Annotated in this window: 18 protein-coding genes, 2 tRNA genes and 1 pseudogene; 9 read left to right on the plus strand and 12 right to left on the minus strand. The window is 69.5% G+C overall.

Annotated features, from left to right (window positions below; translation table 11 throughout):
* Positions 1 to 246 precede the first annotated feature (246 nt).
* The 5 genes from ACZ7OU_RS16940 to ACZ7OU_RS16960 form a co-directional block, all read right to left on the minus strand.
* Positions 247 to 900: a DUF2278 family protein gene (locus ACZ7OU_RS16940; protein WP_470255691.1), complete on the minus strand. Its 654-nt coding sequence runs from the start codon at positions 898 to 900 to the stop codon at positions 247 to 249.
* 14 nt (positions 901 to 914) lie between these two features.
* On the minus strand, positions 915 to 2,558 hold the full coding sequence (locus ACZ7OU_RS16945) for a phospholipase D-like domain-containing protein (RefSeq protein ID WP_470255692.1): 1,644 nt from the start codon (positions 2,556 to 2,558) through the stop codon (positions 915 to 917).
* 544 nt (positions 2,559 to 3,102) lie between these two features.
* Positions 3,103 to 4,566, minus strand: coding sequence for an MFS transporter (locus ACZ7OU_RS16950; RefSeq protein WP_470255693.1), 1,464 nt, complete (start codon positions 4,564 to 4,566; stop codon positions 3,103 to 3,105).
* A 58-nt stretch (positions 4,567 to 4,624) separates the two neighbouring features.
* A complete protein-coding gene (locus ACZ7OU_RS16955; RefSeq protein ID WP_470255694.1) occupies positions 4,625 to 4,975 on the minus strand; it encodes a fibronectin type III-like domain-contianing protein in 351 nt (116 codons plus the stop codon).
* Positions 4,976 to 5,335: 360 nt separating this feature from the next.
* Complete coding sequence (locus ACZ7OU_RS16960; RefSeq protein WP_470255695.1) at positions 5,336 to 5,893, minus strand: copper resistance CopC family protein; 558 nt, start codon at positions 5,891 to 5,893, stop codon at positions 5,336 to 5,338.
* Between the two features lie 394 nt (positions 5,894 to 6,287).
* Between ACZ7OU_RS16960 and ACZ7OU_RS16965 the strand changes: the two genes are divergently transcribed.
* The 7 genes from ACZ7OU_RS16965 (at position 6,288) to ACZ7OU_RS16995 (ending at position 12,421) form a co-directional block, all read left to right on the plus strand.
* Entirely contained in the window at positions 6,288 to 6,878 is a 591-nt protein-coding gene (locus ACZ7OU_RS16965) for a hypothetical protein (RefSeq protein ID WP_470255696.1), read from the plus strand.
* Positions 6,879 to 6,881: 3 nt separating this feature from the next.
* The gene (locus ACZ7OU_RS16970) at positions 6,882 to 7,790 is read left to right on the plus strand and encodes a copper resistance D family protein (RefSeq protein ID WP_470255698.1); all 909 of its coding nucleotides are present in this window, start codon (positions 6,882 to 6,884) and stop codon (positions 7,788 to 7,790) included.
* A gap of 24 nt (positions 7,791 to 7,814) precedes the next feature.
* Complete coding sequence (locus tag ACZ7OU_RS16975; protein ID WP_470255699.1) at positions 7,815 to 8,777, plus strand: cupredoxin domain-containing protein; 963 nt, start codon at positions 7,815 to 7,817, stop codon at positions 8,775 to 8,777.
* Between the two features lie 56 nt (positions 8,778 to 8,833).
* Positions 8,834 to 9,355 (plus strand): YceI family protein, encoded by a 522-nt coding sequence (locus ACZ7OU_RS16980; protein ID WP_470255700.1) that lies wholly within the window; start codon positions 8,834 to 8,836, stop codon positions 9,353 to 9,355.
* The gene (locus tag ACZ7OU_RS16985) at positions 9,352 to 9,975 is read left to right on the plus strand and encodes a cupredoxin domain-containing protein (protein ID WP_470255701.1); all 624 of its coding nucleotides are present in this window, start codon (positions 9,352 to 9,354) and stop codon (positions 9,973 to 9,975) included. Before ACZ7OU_RS16980 ends, ACZ7OU_RS16985 begins: the two co-directional genes overlap by 4 nt.
* Before the next feature lie 592 nt (positions 9,976 to 10,567).
* Positions 10,568 to 10,999, plus strand: a complete 432-nt coding sequence (locus tag ACZ7OU_RS16990; protein ID WP_470255702.1) for a MarR family winged helix-turn-helix transcriptional regulator — start codon at positions 10,568 to 10,570, stop codon at positions 10,997 to 10,999.
* A gap of 60 nt (positions 11,000 to 11,059) precedes the next feature.
* Positions 11,060 to 12,421: an alpha/beta fold hydrolase gene (locus ACZ7OU_RS16995; protein WP_470255703.1), complete on the plus strand. Its 1,362-nt coding sequence runs from the start codon at positions 11,060 to 11,062 to the stop codon at positions 12,419 to 12,421.
* A gap of 397 nt (positions 12,422 to 12,818) precedes the next feature.
* Here ACZ7OU_RS16995 and ACZ7OU_RS17000 read toward each other — a convergent pair whose 3' ends face one another.
* The 3 genes and pseudogenes from ACZ7OU_RS17000 to ACZ7OU_RS17010 form a co-directional block, all read right to left on the minus strand.
* A complete protein-coding gene (locus tag ACZ7OU_RS17000; protein WP_470255949.1) occupies positions 12,819 to 13,508 on the minus strand; it encodes a sugar phosphate isomerase/epimerase family protein in 690 nt (229 codons plus the stop codon).
* A gap of 48 nt (positions 13,509 to 13,556) precedes the next feature.
* Positions 13,557 to 13,682 (minus strand): annotated as a pseudogene (locus ACZ7OU_RS17005) (VOC family protein); the annotation flags it as partial.
* A gap of 264 nt (positions 13,683 to 13,946) precedes the next feature.
* Positions 13,947 to 14,019, minus strand: a tRNA-Lys gene (locus ACZ7OU_RS17010).
* 166 nt (positions 14,020 to 14,185) lie between these two features.
* Between ACZ7OU_RS17010 and ACZ7OU_RS17015 the strand changes: the two genes are divergently transcribed.
* Positions 14,186 to 15,370 (plus strand): L,D-transpeptidase, encoded by a 1,185-nt coding sequence (locus ACZ7OU_RS17015; protein WP_470255704.1) that lies wholly within the window; start codon positions 14,186 to 14,188, stop codon positions 15,368 to 15,370.
* Here ACZ7OU_RS17015 and ACZ7OU_RS17020 read toward each other — a convergent pair.
* Entirely contained in the window at positions 15,367 to 15,705 is a 339-nt protein-coding gene (locus tag ACZ7OU_RS17020) for a winged helix-turn-helix transcriptional regulator (protein WP_470255705.1), read from the minus strand. The two genes, ACZ7OU_RS17015 and ACZ7OU_RS17020, sit on opposite strands and share 4 nt — an antisense overlap.
* 74 nt (positions 15,706 to 15,779) lie before the next feature.
* Between ACZ7OU_RS17020 and ACZ7OU_RS17025 the strand changes: the two genes are divergently transcribed.
* The gene (locus tag ACZ7OU_RS17025; protein WP_470255706.1) at positions 15,780 to 16,466 is read left to right on the plus strand and encodes an alpha/beta fold hydrolase; all 687 of its coding nucleotides are present in this window, start codon (positions 15,780 to 15,782) and stop codon (positions 16,464 to 16,466) included.
* Here the strand turns inward: ACZ7OU_RS17025 and proP are convergent.
* From proP to orn, 3 genes are all read right to left on the minus strand, one after another.
* Positions 16,463 to 17,893, minus strand: a complete 1,431-nt coding sequence (gene proP, locus ACZ7OU_RS17030; RefSeq protein ID WP_470242375.1) for a glycine betaine/L-proline transporter ProP — start codon at positions 17,891 to 17,893, stop codon at positions 16,463 to 16,465. The genes ACZ7OU_RS17025 and proP overlap by 4 nt on opposite strands.
* A gap of 176 nt (positions 17,894 to 18,069) precedes the next feature.
* Positions 18,070 to 18,145: transfer RNA gene (locus ACZ7OU_RS17035), tRNA-His, on the minus strand.
* 76 nt (positions 18,146 to 18,221) lie between these two features.
* Entirely contained in the window at positions 18,222 to 18,830 is a 609-nt protein-coding gene (gene orn / locus ACZ7OU_RS17040; protein ID WP_470255707.1) for an oligoribonuclease, read from the minus strand.

The raw sequence follows: 18,830 nt of genomic DNA on the forward strand, positions 1-18,830 counted from the left end.
GGTGTCAGTCCGCGTTGGCGGGGAGTTGGTCGGCGATCTCCTCCGCAGGCGTGAGGAACACCGCAGCGAATCGGACCCGCAGCGGACAACGCGATGTTCAAGCGCATCCGACCACTCGGCGACCTGTCGGCACAGGGCGTCAGCCACGGGACCGGGAGGCCATCGCCCCGCGGTCGTGGCCAGCCGGCGGACTACCCGCGTCATGAACGAGCACAGCATGCCGCCAGGCCCGCGATGAATCGTGCTTCAGGCAGGAAGACCGTTGTCGTCGGTGTCGAGGACCTGGGTCTTGAACTTCGTCAGGAACGCGGTGAGCTCGCCGGTCACCGACTGGATGATGGTGCCGCCGTCTTGCCAGATGCCGTCGAGGTGCTGGAATTGCCCGGGTGGGTCGCCTTGGTTGTAGTGGATGTCGTGGACGCCGAGCCCGTGGCTGTAGGGCGCGCCGAAGACGTAGACCCGTTGGCAGCCGGTGAGCCGCTGTTCGAGCAGGTTCAGCGCGTTGTCGGCGGTGCTCTCGACCCACCCGAACCGGGGTGAGCGCAGGATCGCGTTGACCAGCGTGGCCAGCGGACTGGCGATCAGCGTCAGGCAGCCGCGGCCGCGCAGCAGCGGTGACCGGAGATAGTCGAGCGCGCCGGAGGTGGCGTCGCGAGTCAGGCGATGCCAGCCGAGTCCGAGGCCGGAAACCGTCGCGAACAGCGTGGCATCGAGGTTGCGCACTTCGCGGTACTGCACCGGAACACCGCTCGGTGTCGACACGTCGACCGCACACTCGTACTGGCCCTGCGGCGTCTGGATCAGCATTTTGCCGTGGTACCAGGACCCGAAGTCGGTGGGGTCTTCGCGGGTGAACGAGATCAGCGTGCCGATCAGGACGCCGTAGTCGGCCAGCGGCATCGTGGCTCCTCGGGTCAGCGGAACAGCAGGCGTTGGCGGTAGCTGGGGGTGGCCGGGTCGTAGTAGCGGTGGGTCCAGCTGTCGTCGGGGGCGAGGTAGGCGGTGTCGCGCTGGGAGGCGTCGTGGAGTTTCTGCTGGAGGTAGCGGAAGTAGTAGTGGTTGAAGATGCGCATGAACTCGCCGAGGTAGATGTCGGCGACGCGGGTGTCGCCTTGGATCATGAGCATGTTCTCGTCGTTTTCGTGGACCGAGGCGTCGCTGAAGTTGCCGGAGCCGGTGATGACCAGCGGGTCGTCGCCGAGGGGGTCGACGAGCATGAACTTGGTGTGGGTGTAGCGGACGTGGACGTCGAGGCCGGTCAGCTGTTCTTTGGTCCAGCGGTCGAGGATGTCCGCGCTGAGCAGGGATCCGACGGCGACTTTGACGTCGTGGTCGCGGGTGAATTCGACGTCTCCGGTGTCGGGCGGTTCTTCGAGGACGAGGTAGCGCAGCACGTCGGACTCGGGGGCGATGGCGTCGGCGATCTTGTCGTGCACCCCGAAAGCCGCGGTCATGAAGAACGACTTCTGGGCCCGCCCGGCTTGGGTGGCGTACCAGTCGATCAGGTCGAGGGTGGTTCTCGGGCTGACCGCGGGGGAGATGCCGGCCGGTGGCGGGGTGGTCGGCGTGGGTGTCGCGTCGGTGTTGGCGGACCGGATCTCGGCGTAGTCCGGGTCGGCCGACAGGCGGGTCCAGTAGTCGAGGTACTCGGCGGCGACGTCGCCGTCGCGGACGAGGTGCCCGACGTTGGACTGTCCGAACAGGCCGCCCCAGGTGATGTTGGTCGATCCGGTCCAGACGGCTTGCGGCTTGCCTTCCTGCAGCAGGACGAGGAACTTGTTGTGCGAGATGGCGCTGTTGGTTCTACGCGGGATCATGCACGGGTCCAAGCCGGCGGTGGTGACGGCGGGCTCGGTCTGCTGCCAGACTTTGGCGCGTTTCGGGTCGCTGCTGGCGCGTCCGCGTCGGTCGTAGACGATCTTGACGTCGACCCCGCGGTCCGCGGCGGCCTTCAGCGCGTCGAGGACCGGCGGGTAGGAGAATTCGTAGACCGATCCGCGCAGTGCGAACTCGGGCCCGGTGGCGGAGGCGATGTAGGTCAGGAGCGCTTCCTCGAGTCCGCGGGAGAGCCAGTCGTAGGCGGGGTCGGTGCGGTCGTCGGTGCGGGGTGGGCGGCCGAACTCCTGTGCGTAGGCTTGGCTGGCGGCGACACCGCGGTTGAAGTGGATCGCGTGGGTGCCGGCGTCGACTGGTTCCGTCCGGACGGTGACGGTGACGTCACGGCCGATGGTGAGGTTCTTCGGTTTTCCGTAGAGCGCGACGACGCGGTACTCGTAGTCGTGGTCCGGCTCGACGGTGTAGTCGCCCCATTGGAAGGACTGCAGTGGGTGCTCAAGAAGGCTGACAGACGAGCCCGGCGGGATCCCGCGGGAGGTCTCTTTGAACACCTTCATGCCGCGAAGCCAGTAGCGTTCTGCTTTGGCCGGGTCGGACCGTTGGATGGCGAAGCCGAGCAGGTCTTTGGTGGCTTGCTCCGGGAGGTCGATTCCGAGCAGCACGACGTAGGAACCGGCCACGGCGTGGACTTGCAACGAATCAGCGGTGTTGCGGCTGCGCATGGTGGTGCCTCCACGCTCGCTGGGCCCGGCTGCCATCCCGGCACTCATGGGTCGCAACGGACACGTCGGCTGTTACCGGATCGGCTTCATGAGCAGGGCACGCAGTCGTTGGCCTCGGCGTCGACGGAGCGTTCGCGGGCGGTCGCTGGAACAAGACATCTCCTGCTCGGAGGAGTTTCGGACAGTGTGTCGAATGCCGACATGTTCCCCTCCCGTGCACGGCCACCAGGCCGTGGTGGAACACAGGGCGCCGAAGACGCGCCGTCGGGGTGTCGTGATCGCGTGCGGCGCGTTCGGCCGGGTGACTACCGCAGTCGTTGCGATGCTGTCGGTCTCGGGCTCACCGCCGGCGTCTGGCCCGGTGTCGACCTCGAGCTTCGCATCTCGGACCGCAAGTGGCGTGGCCTGACCGATGTGATGCGGCAGGCACCCGTGCGGTGTGGGTCGCCGCAATCATCGAAATCGCGGCGGCGCGTGTCGGTCGATGTCGTCGCCGACGCCGCGAAGGGCTGTCCACTCAGTGCTGTGCTCAGCACTCCGACGATCAGATGTCAGCGTGTGCCGAATCGAAGGCGTGCTGCGGACGATTGTTGCGTCGCACCACGATCGCGGCCAGCGCGGCCATGACCGCCGTTACGATCCCGAGGACAGCGAGCGCGCCCCGGATGCCGCCGGTGCCGGTGCTGATCGCCGAGAGCGCGAGAGGGGAGGCGAACTCGCCGAGGAACAGCGTGCTCGTCCACAGACCGGTGCCGCGGCCTCGTTGCTCGAAGGCGAGCCGCTTCACCGCCCAGGTCACCAACGTGGGCAGCAGCATTCCGGTGCCGAAACCGGTGAGTACCGCGCCGATCGTGATGATCACCGGGGATGCGGATGCGAAGACGAGGAGAAAGCCGGCGGCGGACAGCCCGAACTCGAAGGGCAGCAGGACGCGCGGGGATTTCCCGGCCAGGGGACCGAACACGATCGAGCCTGCAGCTGTTCCCAGGGACATGATCACCGAGACCAGCCCGATCGTGGCCGTGGAGGAGACTCCGACGTCGGTGAGCACGAAGGACAGTTCGACGATGAGGGCGTAGAAGACGACGCCGCCGAAGAGCGTGACCAGGCATGGTGCGGCCAGTTGTCGCCAGGGGAGCTTCGGGAGGTGCCTGGTCGCGCCCGGCTGGTCCGGGGACTCAGGCTGCCACAACTTGAGCGCCATCGGGAGCGCGAGCGGCGCGGCGATGGCGTACATCCAGAACGGCGTCCGCCAGCTCGACGCGCCCAGCACCCCGCCGAGGGCCAGGAAGGCAGTGGCCGACAGCGTGGCGACCAGCGTCTGCAGGCCGAGGTAACGCGCCCGGCGCGCGCCTGACCAGTAATCACCGATCAGCGTCGTGCAGCAGGTCATGATCGCGCCTTCGCACAGTCCTACCAGGACACGGCTGGCGAGGACGGCCCCGATCGAGTCGAGGTAAAGCGGTGCGGTGCCGAACAGGGCGTAGGCCAGCATCGCCACGATCAGCAGGCGCTTCCGGTCGATCTTGTCGACGGCGATGCCGGCCAGCGGCGCGGTGAGGCCGATCAGCAGGGCCGGCGCGGTCAGGACGAGGGGGACGAGCACGCCGGCGCCGGGGGTGTCCGCGAACGTCTTGGTCATCTGCGGCAGCACGGGGGCGATGAGGACGGCTCCGAGCACGGACATGCAGCTGCCGGAAAGCAGCAGGAGAAGCTGGGTGGTCCCGGCTGATCGTTCCGTGGATCTGCCCTGCCCGGCAGCATGATGCGCACGTCCGGTGGTCGGGTCCGGTGGCAGGTTCAGCGCGGGGCTGTCGGGCATGTCGGCACCTAGATTCGTCGTTGGTCCAGGAGGGCGGCGCGGCCACCGTGCGCCGGCGTCGCTGCCGGTTCGCTGTCGAAGAAGTGTGAGTTCCGAGGCCCGGGAACGGAAATCACGATTCGTGAAGCGGCCCATCACCGCGATGGATGGCGGCGATTCACCAGGTGCCGAAGTGGAAACGGGCACGTTGCGACCGGGAGTCGCCAGGTCCCGGTCACAACGGTGCGCCGGGGTCAGGCGAGCGTCAACCCGCGCTGGACCGGAAGCGACCGGGACGATGTCCCGGCCCAGAAGGTCTCGCTGCCTTGGGGCAGTACTCAGCACTGGTCGCCGAGTTCCAGATCGACAGCGCGGGAGCGGGAGCGGTGATCGTAACCAGTGTCCGCGCGCCCGGGGCGAGGTTGACCTTGGCGAAACCGACCAGGCGCCGGATTTCTGCGTTGGCTGCCAGGGGAAGGCCGGCGTAGAGCTGGATGGTCTGCCGGCCGGCGCGGGATCCGGTGTTGGCGACCGTCGCCGTCGCGGTGAGCGTGCGTGCAGTCGATTTGTAAGTCGTGTTCAGTTCGCCGATGGCGAAGGCGACCGCGGACCGCACTCGGGCTGGACACCGACCTCGCGACCATCATCGACGACGGCGAGGCTTACGGCGCGGTTCTCGCGGCGATCGTGTCCATCGACTCGGAACGAGCCGCTGCCTTCCGCCGCACGACCCGGTGGATGCCGGGTCGTCAGCTGCGCGATCCCTTGAGCCACACGCCTCTGGACATCGTGGAGGCCATCGAGAAGGCCCTCGCCGCGCTTCCCGCGAAGGAACTCAGCGCGGAGGAGCGGTACGGGTTCTTGAGGGTTCCGGCTCCACGGTGCGTCCGGCTCACGGCTGGTGGCCCCAGCTTGACCGTCATGCCCGGGCCCTCCTTGGACCGAAAGGTGCGGTACTGCACGCACTCTGGGCGGTTCAGCGGTTCGAACTCGTTGCCCGTCCGGTGGGATGCGCCAAGCGCCGGGCGACCGCGAAGCCGGTGCCCAGCAGGACCGCGCCGCCGGAAAGCCAGGGCCAGAGCGGCATCGAACTGTCGCTGACCGGACCTGCCGTCATCGCTGCCGCCGGTGTCGCGGCTCCCGGCCCCGCGACCGTGAGCTCGAAGGAGACGGACCCCGACACCGGATGGCCGTCGGCGGAGGTGACGCGGTACCGGATCGCATAAGCACCCGCCGGGCCGAGCGGGCGCAGGGGTGCGGAAACCCGTGCGTCCACAACGGACGCCGGACCGGCCTCCCAGTGCGACTTGCCGTCCGGCCCGAGGACCGCGAGCTCGGTGAACGAGTTCTCCACCGGCTCGTCGAAGACGAGCACCGCCTCGGCCGGCGACGTGGGGATCGCCGCGCCCCCGGCCGGCGAGCTGGACACCAGGACGCTGTGCGCGTCCGCCGTGGGGGCGTCGAGCAGGACCGCGCAGCCGGCGGCCGCGAGCACGGCGGCGATCCGGACGGGAAAAGGCAAGCGGGCAGCCATGTTGTCCTCGCGTTCTCGGGAATTCGAGCAATACGCGGACCGTAGCGAGCGCGAAGCGCGCGACAATCGGAGTCGTGAAACGGCTGCGTTAAGCAATTCTCACCGCCGGCGGGAGCCGCTCGTCGTAAACCGGGCAAAACGGGCGGCTGTGCCACTGGTTTGCCGACACTCTCACCCGGACGGCCTAGTGAACCGGCTGTCCGGCGTAGCAACTCACCGTGCCGGTCCGGCTGACGGCCGAAGGACTTTACGTGGGCTTCATGTGAGGATCACGCCCGGAAACGTGGCAGCTGGTTTTCTGCTCCCCACATCCCGTTCCTGTTCCCTTGCCCCGCATTCCGGCGGATCTCTTTTACCGGCAGGGCGAATTCCCGTTTCTTTGGAGGACGAAACCGTGCGAGGACCCGCACTGCGCCGCGACCACGTCATCGCCGCGAGCCTGGCCGGCGCGGTCGTGGTCGTCGTCGGCTACGCATCCGGCATCGGCCTGCGACCCGGCAGTTCCGCCGACGCGGCCACGCCGCCCGTGGTCGCGGACGGTGGACACCAGTCGACCCCGGAAACGCCGGACACGCAACAACTTCCGTCGGCGATGCCACCGTCGGACGTCCCGGTGTCCCCGCTGCCCGCCGTCCCGGTCGGCGACCAACCGATCATGACGACGCCTTCGATGCCCGCCGACGTCGTCGTGACGCCGGTTCCGGATCCCGGGCCTCCGGAACCGACCTCTCCGCCGGAGTCGACGACCCCGCCGGGAACCGACGTCCCCGCCTGTCAGCCCGGTGCGGCGCAACAGGTCCTGGACACCGTCGGCGGGCTGCCGCTCCTCGGCGCCGTGACCACCGGCCTCGGCGTCACCGGCCCGGACGGGCTCGGCGCGCTCGTCCTGGGCTACTGCCGCACCGCCGACGGCAGCCTCGAACCGGCGATGGTTCCCGCCGATACCGTGGGCATTCCGCCCACCACCGTCGCGAGTGGACGGTGACGCGTGGACGACGTCAAGGCGTGGTACGTGTTCGCGCGCACCGTCGACTACACCGGCCTGACCCTGTTCGCCGGCGGCCTGCTGTTCCTGGCCGCGCTCTGGCCCGCGGGCGCCGGCCACCGAGGCGCCCGGTCGGTGCTCGTGACGGGCTGGCTGCTGGGCCTGCTCGGTACGCTCGCCGGACTCGGCCTGCAGGCGGCGTGGGCCGCGCAACGGCCCGCCGGTGACCTCCTGACCTGGGACCTGCTCGGCCAGGCGCTGGACAGTCAGTTCGGCCGCATCTGGTTCGCCCGGGCGCTGCTGTGGCTGCTCGGCGGGGTGGTGCTGGCCTGGCTGCTGCAACGCGGCCACGCCGCCGCGACGGCGTTGCCCTGGCGCGTCGGCACCGGTGCCGTACTGCTCGGATTGCTGCGCACGACCGGCCTCACCGGCCACGCCGTCGAGAGCACTTCGCCGTGGCTGACCCAGCTCGCGGACCTCGCCCACCTCGCCGGCGCCTCCGCGTGGATCGGCGGCCTGGCCGTGCTCCTGTTCGGCGTCCTGGCCCGCCGCGACCCCGGCGAACTCGCCGCGGTGATCCCCCGGTACTCGAAGCTCGCCATGACCTCGGTCGCCGTGGTCGTCGCGGCGGGCGTCGTGCTCGCCTGGCAGACCATCGGCAGCATCGGCCGGGTCTTCAGTACCGCGTACGGGCAGACCCTGCTGGTCAAGCTCGGCGTGCTCGCCGTCGTGCTCCTCGCCGCCCAAGCCAGCCGCAGCTGGGTCGCCCGCCGCCTCGACTTCGCCGTCGTCCTGCGCGGGGTCGCCGGCACCGTCCGCCCGTTCGTCTACTCCGTCGCCGCTGAGACCACCCTCGTCATCGTGGTCCTCCTCGCGGCGAGCTTCCTCGTCACGGCCAGCCCCGGCCGCTGATCACCCCCTCGAAAGGAATCCTCAGTGGACAACCCCACCCCCGCCACCCCCGAGCAGCCGGAGGCGGTGCGGCGACGACGGAACTGGCCCGTCGCCGTCGCGATCGTCGCCCTGGCCGCCGCCTTGTTCAGCCTCGCCACGCTCCGCGGCGGGCAGAGCGAGCAGGCCGCACCGGCGGCAGCCACGAACGTCGACCTCGCCGCACTGGCCAAGCAGAGCCCCCTGGCCGTCCCGCTTTACCAGGGCCTGTCCCAGGAGCAGGCGGGAGGCGCCGCGGCGCCATCGACGAAGTCCGTCGAGGCGATGGGCTACAAGTTCAGCCCGGCGAGCCTGACCATCTCGCTCGGCGACACGGTCACCTGGACCAACCACGACACCGCACCGCACAACATCGTCGTCACCGACGGCCCGGAGAAGTTCACGTCCCCGACACTGCAGACCGGGCAGACCTTCAGCCACACCTTCACCCAGGCCGGGACCTACTCCTACTACTGCGCCATCCACCCGGACATGAAGGCCACCATCACCGTCACCGGTGCGGCCCCGACCAGCGCCCCGCCGACCACGGCTCCGACGTCCGCCCCGACGTCGGAACCGACCCACTCGATGCCGATGCCCTCCACCCCGGCCGGTGGCGGCTCGTGCGTGCCGAAGGCGGTCCTGCAGCCGATCATCGACCACATCAAGAGCGCGCACCTGGAGACCTCACCGGGTCAGCAGGTGCAGGACATCCTCAACCTCGACCAGTACATCAAGACGCACACGGTGTGGCTGGAAACCGTGCTCGCCCCGGCGCTCGACGGCTCGGCGGACAAGGTCGTCACCGACACGCTCGCGCCGATCATCGCGCACATCAAGAGCGCCCACCTCGAAACGTCGCTGGGGCAGCAGGTGACCGACCTGCTCAACTTCGACCAGTACATCAAGACGCACACGGTGTGGCTCGAAACCGTGCTCACACCGCTGCTGAACCAAGCCGGCTGCTGACCGACGCGGTGGCCCGCCCGGCCGGGCGGGCCACCGCACCCCGGACGGAGACACCCATGCCCGACACCGAAGTCCTGCCCGCGGTCGGCGAGCCCCCGTCCGTCGCCGCGGCCCGCACCCTGCGCCGCGACCGCTGCGTCGTCGAGCCCTCGCTTCGCCTGGCTCGTGTTCCCGTGCTCCGCGGCCGCCTCACCGCGACCGGCGGCCACCTCGACCTCGACGCCCGGCGGCTCTCGCTCGTTCTCGACGCGACCTCGTTGCGGCCCAGCATCACGCTGCTGCGCCGCGCGCTCACCAGGGCGCTGAGCGCCGGCGACCACCCGGACATCACCTTCACCAGTGAGGACATCGAGATCGACGACGTCATCGACATCACCGGCAAGCTCGACGTCGCCGGCACCACCCGGGAACTGCGTCTCCGAGGCGACCTGCGCCACGTCGACGACGACCGAATCGTGCTGTGGGCCAGGGGAATCCTTCCCGCGCCGCGCCGCAAGCCCCGTGGCCTCGGGCTCGTCCCGCGGCTGCTCGCGGCCCGCCGGATCCACGTCGAGATCGCCGCCGAGTTCGTCCGATGAGGCGCGCCGCCTCGCTGGCCGCGGCCGGGCTGATCGGTCTGCTCCACGGAGTCCTCGTCACGACACCGGCGCAGGCCGCCACCCAGCAGGTCATGATGGCGAACTACGCGTTTTCGCCGGCGGCGCTCACCGTCCACGTCGGCGACACGGTCACCTGGATGCAGCACGACCAGGCCCCGCACGACGCGACCACCACCAGCGCGCCGGTCTCGTTCCGCAGCCCGCAGCTGTCCCCGGGACAAAGCTGGAGCTACACCTTCCGCACGCCCGGCACCTACGCGTACTACTGCTCGGTCCACCCCGACATGCGCGCCACGGTGACGGTCCTGGCCGCCGCCACGTCCACACCCCCGCCGAAGCCCGCCCAGGCGCCGGCCGCGCAGAACCCGGTAAAGCAGAAACCGGCGGCCACGGCCCCGGCGACGAGGAGCAGCTCGGCGGAGCCGCCCACGTCGTCGTCTGCCGCGCCACCCAGCGCAGGCGATCCGCCGCCGTCCGTCGCCCAGCAGGCCTCCGCGGCCGTCGGGCCCACGCTGGACCCGATGCTTCTCGTAGCCGGGCTGGTGACTGGAGTCGCCATCTTGTGCCTGCTGCTCCTGGGCTCTCGGCGCGCGTCGTGACCAGTCCGCCGGGATCAGCGGGGAGTCGTGATCCGCCGGTGCGAGACCGAACTACGCCGGACTTTCACCGGGTGGTCTCGGGATGCTCGGCGGCTGCGGGGTCTTGGTGGTCGAGGATGATCGACGGCGGGCACGCGGTCTGCCCGCCGAAGTGACCGCCGCGGGAGTGGCTCTTGGTCCTGCCGCGTTGCGGCAGGTTCCGTTTCACATTTCGATACCGCGACCATCATCGTCGATTGTTTCCGAGGTTGATTCTTCGGAGCTCGCCCTTCCGGTGTCTTTTCTTCGACGGCGGTGTGGACGGATATCGGCTGCGCGGAGGCCGATGCGGGAGCCGAGGTGGCCGCGAGCACGCCGAGACCGACTGCGGCACCGACTCCGGTGGTGAGTACACGTCGTCGGCTGAGTGAATTCGACACGCGGGAACCTCTCTGCTGGCTGGTGAAGGTCGTACACCCGGGATCACGAGCACTGTCCACTTTGGCGGCCCGGCCCGCCGCGGCGGTCGGTGCCGGGCGCAGGACCTGCCAGGTCGCGGAAGTCGGCCGTCGGCCACTATGGACCGGTGTCTCCGCGCTTACCTTCCCCCGATGTGGCCGGGCCGGGCTTGCTGTACCTGGTGAAGCAGCTCGAACTCGCCGTACGGGCCCGGCTGGACGAGGTCCTCCGCCCGGTCTCGCTCACGCCTCTGCAGTACACCGCGCTCACCGTGCTGGAACGGCGGTCCGGGCTCACCACGGCGGAGCTGGCTCGGAATTCGTTCGTCACCGACCAGGCGATGGCCGACATGGTGGTCGCGCTCGAGCGGCAAGGCTTCATCGTGCGACACGGTGATCCGCGCGACCGGCGGCGGCGGGTGATCCGGCTGACCGGTCCCGGAGTCGAGGTCCTCGACCGGGTGCGTGCTGACGTCGCCGCGCTCGAACAGCGGATGGTTTCGCTCTTGGATCCGCGCGACGCGGCTCGCTTCCGCGAGTTCGTCGTCACGTGTCACACGGCGCTGTCGGACCGGCCGGTGCACTGACCCCAGTAAAAAGCACAGGAAACCTGTACATCTTCGGGGCTGCGTGACACGCTGCTCGCCATGAGCATGCGCAGATGGGGTGGCCGTGTCCTGGCGCTGGCCGGCTCGGTCGTGGTGGCGATCGGCTTGACCGTGGGAATCGCGGCCGGGACCGACGGCGGGCACTACACGGGCCGGCTGACGGACGGTGCCACCTGGGTCGCTGACGTGCCGCAGTCCTGGAACGGCACGACGATCCTCTACAGCCACGGCTTCGGCCCGCTCAACGCCCAGAACGCACCGAACGACGCGACGAAGCAGGCGTTGCTCGGCAGCGGGTACGCGCTGGTCGGTTCGTCGTACAGCGGCCCATCGTGGTGGGCGCTCGCGTCGGCCGTTCGCGACCAGTTCGGCGCGTTGTCGGCCGTGGAACAGCTCACCGGACGCCCGCGGCGCACGATCGCGTGGGGCACGTCGATGGGCGGGCTCGTGAGCGCGCTCGAAGCCGAAGACGCGGGCCGGCGGCTCGACGGGGTGCTGAGCACCTGTGGGCTCGTCGCGGGTGGTCTCAACCTGAACAACTACCAGCTGGACGGCGAGTACGCGCTCGCGCACCTGCTCGCGCCCGGGCAAAACGTCAAGCTGGTCCGGTTCGCGAGCCCGGACGAAGCGAACGCGTCCGCCGCGGCTCTGACGAAGATCGCCACCGACGCCCAGGGCACGCCCGCCGGCCAGGCGCGGATCGCACTGGCCGCGGCCCTGATGAACGAGCCGACGTGGTTCACCGGTTCGGCGCCGCCCGCGCCTGCCGACTACCCGGGCCAGGAAGCCCAGCAGCAACAGGAACTGGCACAAATGGTGCTCGGGTTCGTCGTCTCCGGCCGCTACCAGATCGAACTGGCTGCCGGCGGGAACACGTCGTTCACCGCGGGCGTCGACTATCGCGCGTTGGTGAACGGCAGTACGCATGCTCGGCAGGTCCGGGCTCTCTACCGGGCGGCCGGCCTCGACCTGGACGCGGACCTCGCGGCCCTGACCCGCGACGCTGACATCCGGCCGGACCCACCGGCCGTCCGCACGCTGGCGCGTACCTCGATGGTGACCGGCCGCCTGCGGGTGCCGACCCTGGACATCCACACGACCGCCGACCAGCTCGTGCCCGTGGAGCAGGAAGACTGGTACCGCGAGCGGGTGCACCGCGCCGGCAGTGGAACATCCCTCCGTCAGGCCTACGTCGACGGAACCGGGCACTGCGCTTTCCAGCCGGCGGAGTCGATCGCGGCGCTGCACGCGCTGGAGTCGCGGATCGACACCGGCCACTGGGGTGACGTCGCCGAGCCGGAGCGGCTCAACGAAGCTGCGGCGGGACTCGGTGGTGTGGGCCGCTACGTCCGGTTCGACCCGCCGCGGCTCACCGGTGGTCTCGGCGAACCGGGGCGCTGAGCGCCGCGTGCCGATCCGGCGACGGCACGGCTGGAACGTTCGTGCGGCAAGGCTGCCCTGAACACTCTCGTCCGCGCTGCGGGCCCGAGGCTGCCGGCCCGTCCGGTGTGGAAGGTGGTGGGGCGCGGTCGGGGACTGTGGCGGCTTCTACGACCGCGGGCAGATGGTCGACGACCTCGCCGGTCCGATCGTGTCCGGGAGGAAAGCGGGCTGCCGGGCCGGATCATGACCGCGCCGCGGTGGTTGCCGAACCTGCGGGGGCCGAAAGAGGCCGTCAGGGGCGGAGTGTCGCTGGGCCGACCGCGTTGAGGTGGCGTCGGGTGGCCGAGAGGGCGAGGCGGGCGTGTTCGCTCGCGCCGACCTGGGCGACGAGCATGGCGCGGGGAATCTCCAATGTTTAAGGGATTCCGGGTGGGAGCGCGGCGAGGATGCCAGGCACGTCGAGCCCGCCCTCGCCGGGTAACAGGCGCTCGAAGCGGGCCGTGTAGATCAGTCCGGCGGTCGTGGCCGGGATTTCGCCGGGCGCGTCGCAGACGTGGGCGAAGTGGAACCATTCACGGGGTAGCTCGCGGAGTTCGGCGATGCTGGAGCCGGAGCGGGCGAAGTGCAGTACGTCGATCAGGAGACCCGCGTTGGGCCGGTCGGCGGCGCGCAGGACGCGGACGGCCTCGGTGAGGTCGCCGGTTTCGGTCCAGGACGGGAACTCGAGGTCGAGGGTCAGGCCGAGCGGGCGGCCCAGGTCGCACAGTTCGGTGAAGTGGTCGACCTTGCGGACCGGATCGGGGTCGGGGAGCTGCGTGATGACGTGCCGTGCGCCCAGTTCGGCGCCGGCTTCGAGGACGCGCAGGAAGTCGCGTGGCTTGTCGGTGGGGCCGAGCCGGGCGAGTTCTATGTCGAGGACTTCGATCCCCGTGGCCGCGAGGCGTGCCTTCGTCGCGCGCATGAGGGCGGGATCGGTGGCCAGCGGGTAGTGCGGTTCCTCCCGGGTCACCCGGGTCAGGCGCAGGCCGACGTAGCGATAGCCGCCGTTCGCCGCCGCGGCCACGAGTTCGGGCGGGGACAGGCTCAGCGCGGTCAGGTGGGCCACGGAGTAGTCATGTCCGTGGTCGTGCGCGGCCGCCGTCTCCCGGAGAGCGCTCAGCCGGCTGCGGCGGTGCGCGGCCATGCGCACGGGGGTGTTGGCCGCGCCGTACCCGGCGTAGTCGTCGACGCGTTGCACCACTTCGAAGAACACTCGCGAGCCGACGATCTCGGTGTAGAAGATGGGGTGGACATGAAGGTGATCCAGCACATGCTCCGGCACTCGTCGATCGAGGTGACGATGGATCTCTACACCAACGTCGGTGAAGAAGTGGCTGCCGACGCTGCGCGGAAGCCGGCTGGGGCAATCCCGCGGAAGGCTGTGCACCCGGCCTGCGCTCTCGGGCTCCCGAGCGACCACTGTGGACAGTGCGCAAGCGGACGAAGAGCTTCCAGATACCACAAAACCCCAGGCCGATGAGCATCGACCTGGGGTGGTGGGGTGTGCGCCATCAGGGACTCGAACCCCGAACCCGCTGGTTAAGAGCCAGCTGCTCTGCCAATTGAGCTAATGGCGCCGGTGTCTGCCGGAGGTTTCCCTCGGCGACGTGGAAAAGATTAGCACCCGGTTCCGAGGCCCCTCTCAGGGGGGTCCCGTCTACGAGTTCGGGCGTTGCCGCCCCGGTGTCGCGGCTGGTCGGGCACACTGTAGTCGGACATCGACGGCGAAACAGGCGGGTGGGCATGACGAGTGCTGGGGTGCGGCTGCTGGTGGCCGCGGGGGTGATCGGCCTCACGGTGGCCGGCTGCAGCAGTAGCCCTTCGGGTGAACCTCCGAAGGAGACGGCGTCCTCGAGTGCGCCCAAGCCCGCGCCGAAGGCCGCCGTGCTCACCTTGAGTCCTGCCAAGGATGCCAAGGACGTCGCGCCCGGGGAGCCCGTCAGCGTTGCCGTTGCCGATGGGAAGGTCGGCGAGGTCAAGCTGACCGGGGCCGATGGGAAGGTCGTCGCCGGGAAGGCGCGGGCCGACGGCTCGGGGTGGGACTCCGCCGAGCCGCTCGGCTACAACAAGGCCTACCGGCTCACCGCCGCCGCGACCGGCTCCGATGGGAAGCCGGTCAGCGCCGAAACGAGCTTCACCACCGTCAAGCCCGCGCGGCAGCTCGGTGTCTCGGTGAACCTCGACGACGGCGAGACCGTCGGCGTCGGGATGCCGCTGATCTTCACCTTCAGCGGGAACGTCGCCGACAAGGCCGCCGCCGAGAAGGCGCTCAAGGTCACCGCCGAGCCGGCCACCGAGGGAGCTTTCCGCTGGTCCGGTGACAAGCAGGTGACCTGGCGGCCGAAGGCCTACTGGAAGAGCGGCACCAAGATCACCGTCGACGCCGCCGTCTACGGCAAGGCGCTCGGCAAGGGCAGCTACGGCCGCGAGGACAAGAAGCTCACCGGCACCATCGGCGACAAGCTCGTCGCGGTCGCCGACGGCCAGACGCACCAGATGACCGTCTCGATCAACGACAAGGAGGTCAAGACCATGCCGACCTCCATGGGCAAGCCCGGCCACAACACCCCGGCCGGCACCTACACCGTCATGAGCGAGCACACCGGCTACACCATGAACTCCGCCACCTACGGCGTCCCCGAGGACGCTCCCGGCGGCTACAGCACCTACGTCCAGTACGCGATCCGCCTGTCCTACAGCGGCATCTTCTACCACTCCGCGCCGTGGTCGGTGCGGCAGCAGGGGCACAGCAACGTCAGCCACGGCTGCCTCAACCTGTCCACCGATAACACGAAGTGGCTGATGGACACGTCGAGGAAGGGCGACATCGTCACCGTCCAGAACAGTGGCGGCCCGAAGCTCGAGCCCACCGACGGCTGGAGCGTCTGGCAGCTGTCCTGGGACGAGTGGACGACGGCCGCGAACTAGCGGTCGTCGTACTCCGCGCGGGCCTCCGCGATGAGCGGCATGTGCGTGATGCTCCACTCGAGCAGCGGCGCGGTCGCTTCGCGCAACGTCCGGCCCATCGCCGTCAGCTCGTAGCTGACGTGCGGCGGCATGACGGCGACGACCGTGCGGGTCAGGATCCCGTCGCGCTCGAGGTCGCGCAGGGTCACCGTGAGCATGCGCTGGCTGATCCCGTCGATCGACCGCTTGAGCTCGGTGAAGCGCCGCGGCCCGTCCTTGAGCATCCGCACGACCAGCAACGCCCACTTGTCCCCGACGATCCCGAGGACTTCGCGGGCCCGGCACGGGTCCTCCATGGTTACCTCCTGAGAACCGGGGCACCAATTAGTGCCGTATTGCCTGGCGCGCCGCGAGTGAACAAGATCGTTCCATGTCCACATTCTTGCTGGTACACGGCGCTTGGCACGACGGACGCTGCTGGGACCGCGTGGTCCCGCTGCTGGAGTCGGCCGGGCACCGCGTGATCGCGCCCTCCCTGACCGGCTACGGCGACCGCGCCCACCTGCTGAGCCCGGAAGTCGGGCTCGGCACCCACATCGACGATATCGCCGGCCTCCTCGAGAGCGAGCGCGACGTCGTGCTCGTCGGCCACAGCTACGCCGGGATGGTCATCTCGGGAGCTGCCGACCGGCTCCCGGAGCGGATCGCGCGCCTGGTTTTCCTCGACGCCATGGTCCCCGAAGACGGCGAGACCGCGGCCGACGTCATCCCCATCACGAAACAGCTGATCGACGGCGCCGTCGACGGCTGGCGGGTGCCCCCGATGCCGGCCGGGCCCGCCGGCTTGTTCGGCGTCACCGATCCCGACGATGTCGCCTGGCTGCGCTCGATGCTGTCCGACCAGCCGGTGAAGTGCCTCACCGAACCGGTCCGGCTGGACAACCCGGCGGCCAAGGCGATCCCGCGCACGCACATCCACTGCGTCGGCGGCCAGCCGTCCGGCATCACCCGGCGACCCGTGCCGGCCGGCGAGCCGGTGCGGGAGCTGCCGACCGGGCACGACTGCATGATCACCATGCCCGCCGAGCTGGCCGAACTGCTGATCGACGCGGCTTAGTCCTTCGCGGAGTCGCGGACGAGCTCCCGCGCCTCCGCTTCGGTCGCCACCGCGGGCCCCGAGCCCCAGAGCGGCTTGTTCGCCGTCTCGCGACTGAAGTAGACCGCGACGGCGCCGATCGCCCCGGCGGCCATCATGTACCAGGCGGGCCAGAAGTCGTGGCCGGTCGACGAGATCAGCGCCTGCATGACCAGCGGGGTCGTGCCGCCGAAGAGCGACACGGAGATGTTGAACGCGATGGACAGCGCGCCGTAGCGGATTGCGGTCGGGAACAGCGCCGGCAACGCCGCGGGCATCGAGACCTCGAAGCAGAGCAGGAGCAGGCCGAGGCCCATCAGGCCGAGGAAGGTCAGTACCAGGCCGCCGTCGTGGACCAGCAGCATCAGCGGCCACGACAGCACGAGGAAGCCGACGCAGCCGGCCATCATCACGGGCTTGCGGCCGACCTTGTCGGTGATCCGGCCGCCGACCAGGATGATCAGCATCATCACGACCATCACGACGATGATCAGCAGCAGGCCGTGCGTCGCGTCGAGGTGCAGCTGCTCGGACAGGTACGTCGGCATGTACGACAGCAGCATGTAGTCGGTGACGTTGAACACGAGCACCAGGCCGACGCAGATGAGCAACGCGGGCCAGTAGTCGGTGAACATCTTCCAGAACGGCTCGCCGGAGCGGCCGCGCTTCTCGGCCTCTTCGGCGTGCTTCTGGAACGCCGGCGTCTCCTCGAGCTTGAGTCGCATGTAGAGGCCGATGATGCCGAGCGGGCCGGCGACCAGGAACGGGACGCGCCAGCCCCAGTCGAGCAGCGTCTCGTGGGGGACCCAGGCCTTCATGCCGGTGACGACGGACGCGCCGAGCACGTAGCCGGACAGCGTGCCGAACTCGAGCCACGAGCCCATGAAGCCACGGCGTTTGTCGGGGGAGTACTCGGCGATGAAGGTCGTCGCGCCGCCGTACTCGCCGCCGGTGGAGAACCCCTGCACCATCCGGGCGACCACGAGCAGGATCGGCGACCAGACCCCGATGGAGGAGTACGACGGGATCAGCCCGATGCTCAGGGTGCCGATGGCCATCATGATCATGGTGACGGCGAGGACCTTCTGTCGCCCGATCCGATCACCGAGGGGCCCGAAGACCAGCCCGCCGAGGGGGCGCATGAGGAAGGCGGCGGTGAAGGCCCCGAAGGTGCCGATCAGCCGGACGCCGGGAGCGACGGTGGGCGGGAAGAAGACCTCGGCGATGGTGTCGGCGATGTAGGCGTAGACGCCGAAGTCGAACCACTCCATGGCGTTGCCGAGGGCCGCGGCCCCCACCGCCCGCTTGAGCAGCGATCGGTCGATGACGGTGATGTCCTCGTACCGCAGCTTCTTCTTCCGCCTGGTCTTCGGTGCTGAACGTGCCACCAGAACACGGTGCACCGGCAACCGGCGCCGCGCACGCTGAGCCATCCGGTCGTGAGGGTTGCCACCAACGGTGCAACGCGACCACGCACGACGGGGGTCCGGGAGCGAGCCCCCGGCGGGGTGCGGGGCTCGGCCCCGCAAAAAGGCGAAACCCCGACCATGGGGAGGCCCGTAAGGGCCCGACCACGTCGGGGTGTTGGGGTGAGCGACGGGTTTCGAACCCGCGACCTCCTGGACCACAACCAGGTGCTCTACCAGCTGAGCTACGCCCACCATTACCGAGGGATCCGCTTGCGATCACCTCGCTGGGAGTAATCGTAGCGGGTGTCCTCAAGCGGATTGCAGGGGGTTACCTCTGCAACTGTTCCTGCACTTCAGCGGCCGCGGCCTTGGCTTCGTCGCTGGTCGGGCCGGGCTGCGGGACGAACGCGACGCGCCGGTAGTAGTCGAGCTCGCCGATGGATTCCTTGATGTCGGCCAGCGCCCGGTGCGCGAGACCCTTCTCCGGCTTGGCGTAGTAGATCCGCGGGTACCAGCGGCGGACGAGCTCCTTGACGGAGGAGACGTCGACCAGGCGGTAGTGCAGGTAGGCGTCGAGCGCCGGCATGTCGCGCGCGATGAAGCCGCGGTCGGTGGCGATCGAGTTGCCGGCGAGCGGCGCGGTGCCGGGCTCGGGCACGTGCTCGCGGATGTACTCGAGGACGCGGCGTTCGGCCTCTTCGAGGGTGACGCTCGAGGCGCGGACCTCTTCGGTGAGGCCGGAGTGGGCGTGCATCTCGCGGACGACGTCGGGCATCCCGGCGAGTTTTTCCTCGTCGGCGTGGATGACGATGTCGACTCCGTCGCCGAGCACGTTCAGCTCCGCGTCGGTGACGAGGGCGGCGATTTCGATCAACGCTTCCTTGCCGAGGTCGAGCCCCGTCATTTCGCAGTCGATCCAGACTAGGCGGTCGGTCAC

It is taken from the genome of Amycolatopsis sp. NPDC114505, from assembly GCF_055633615.1.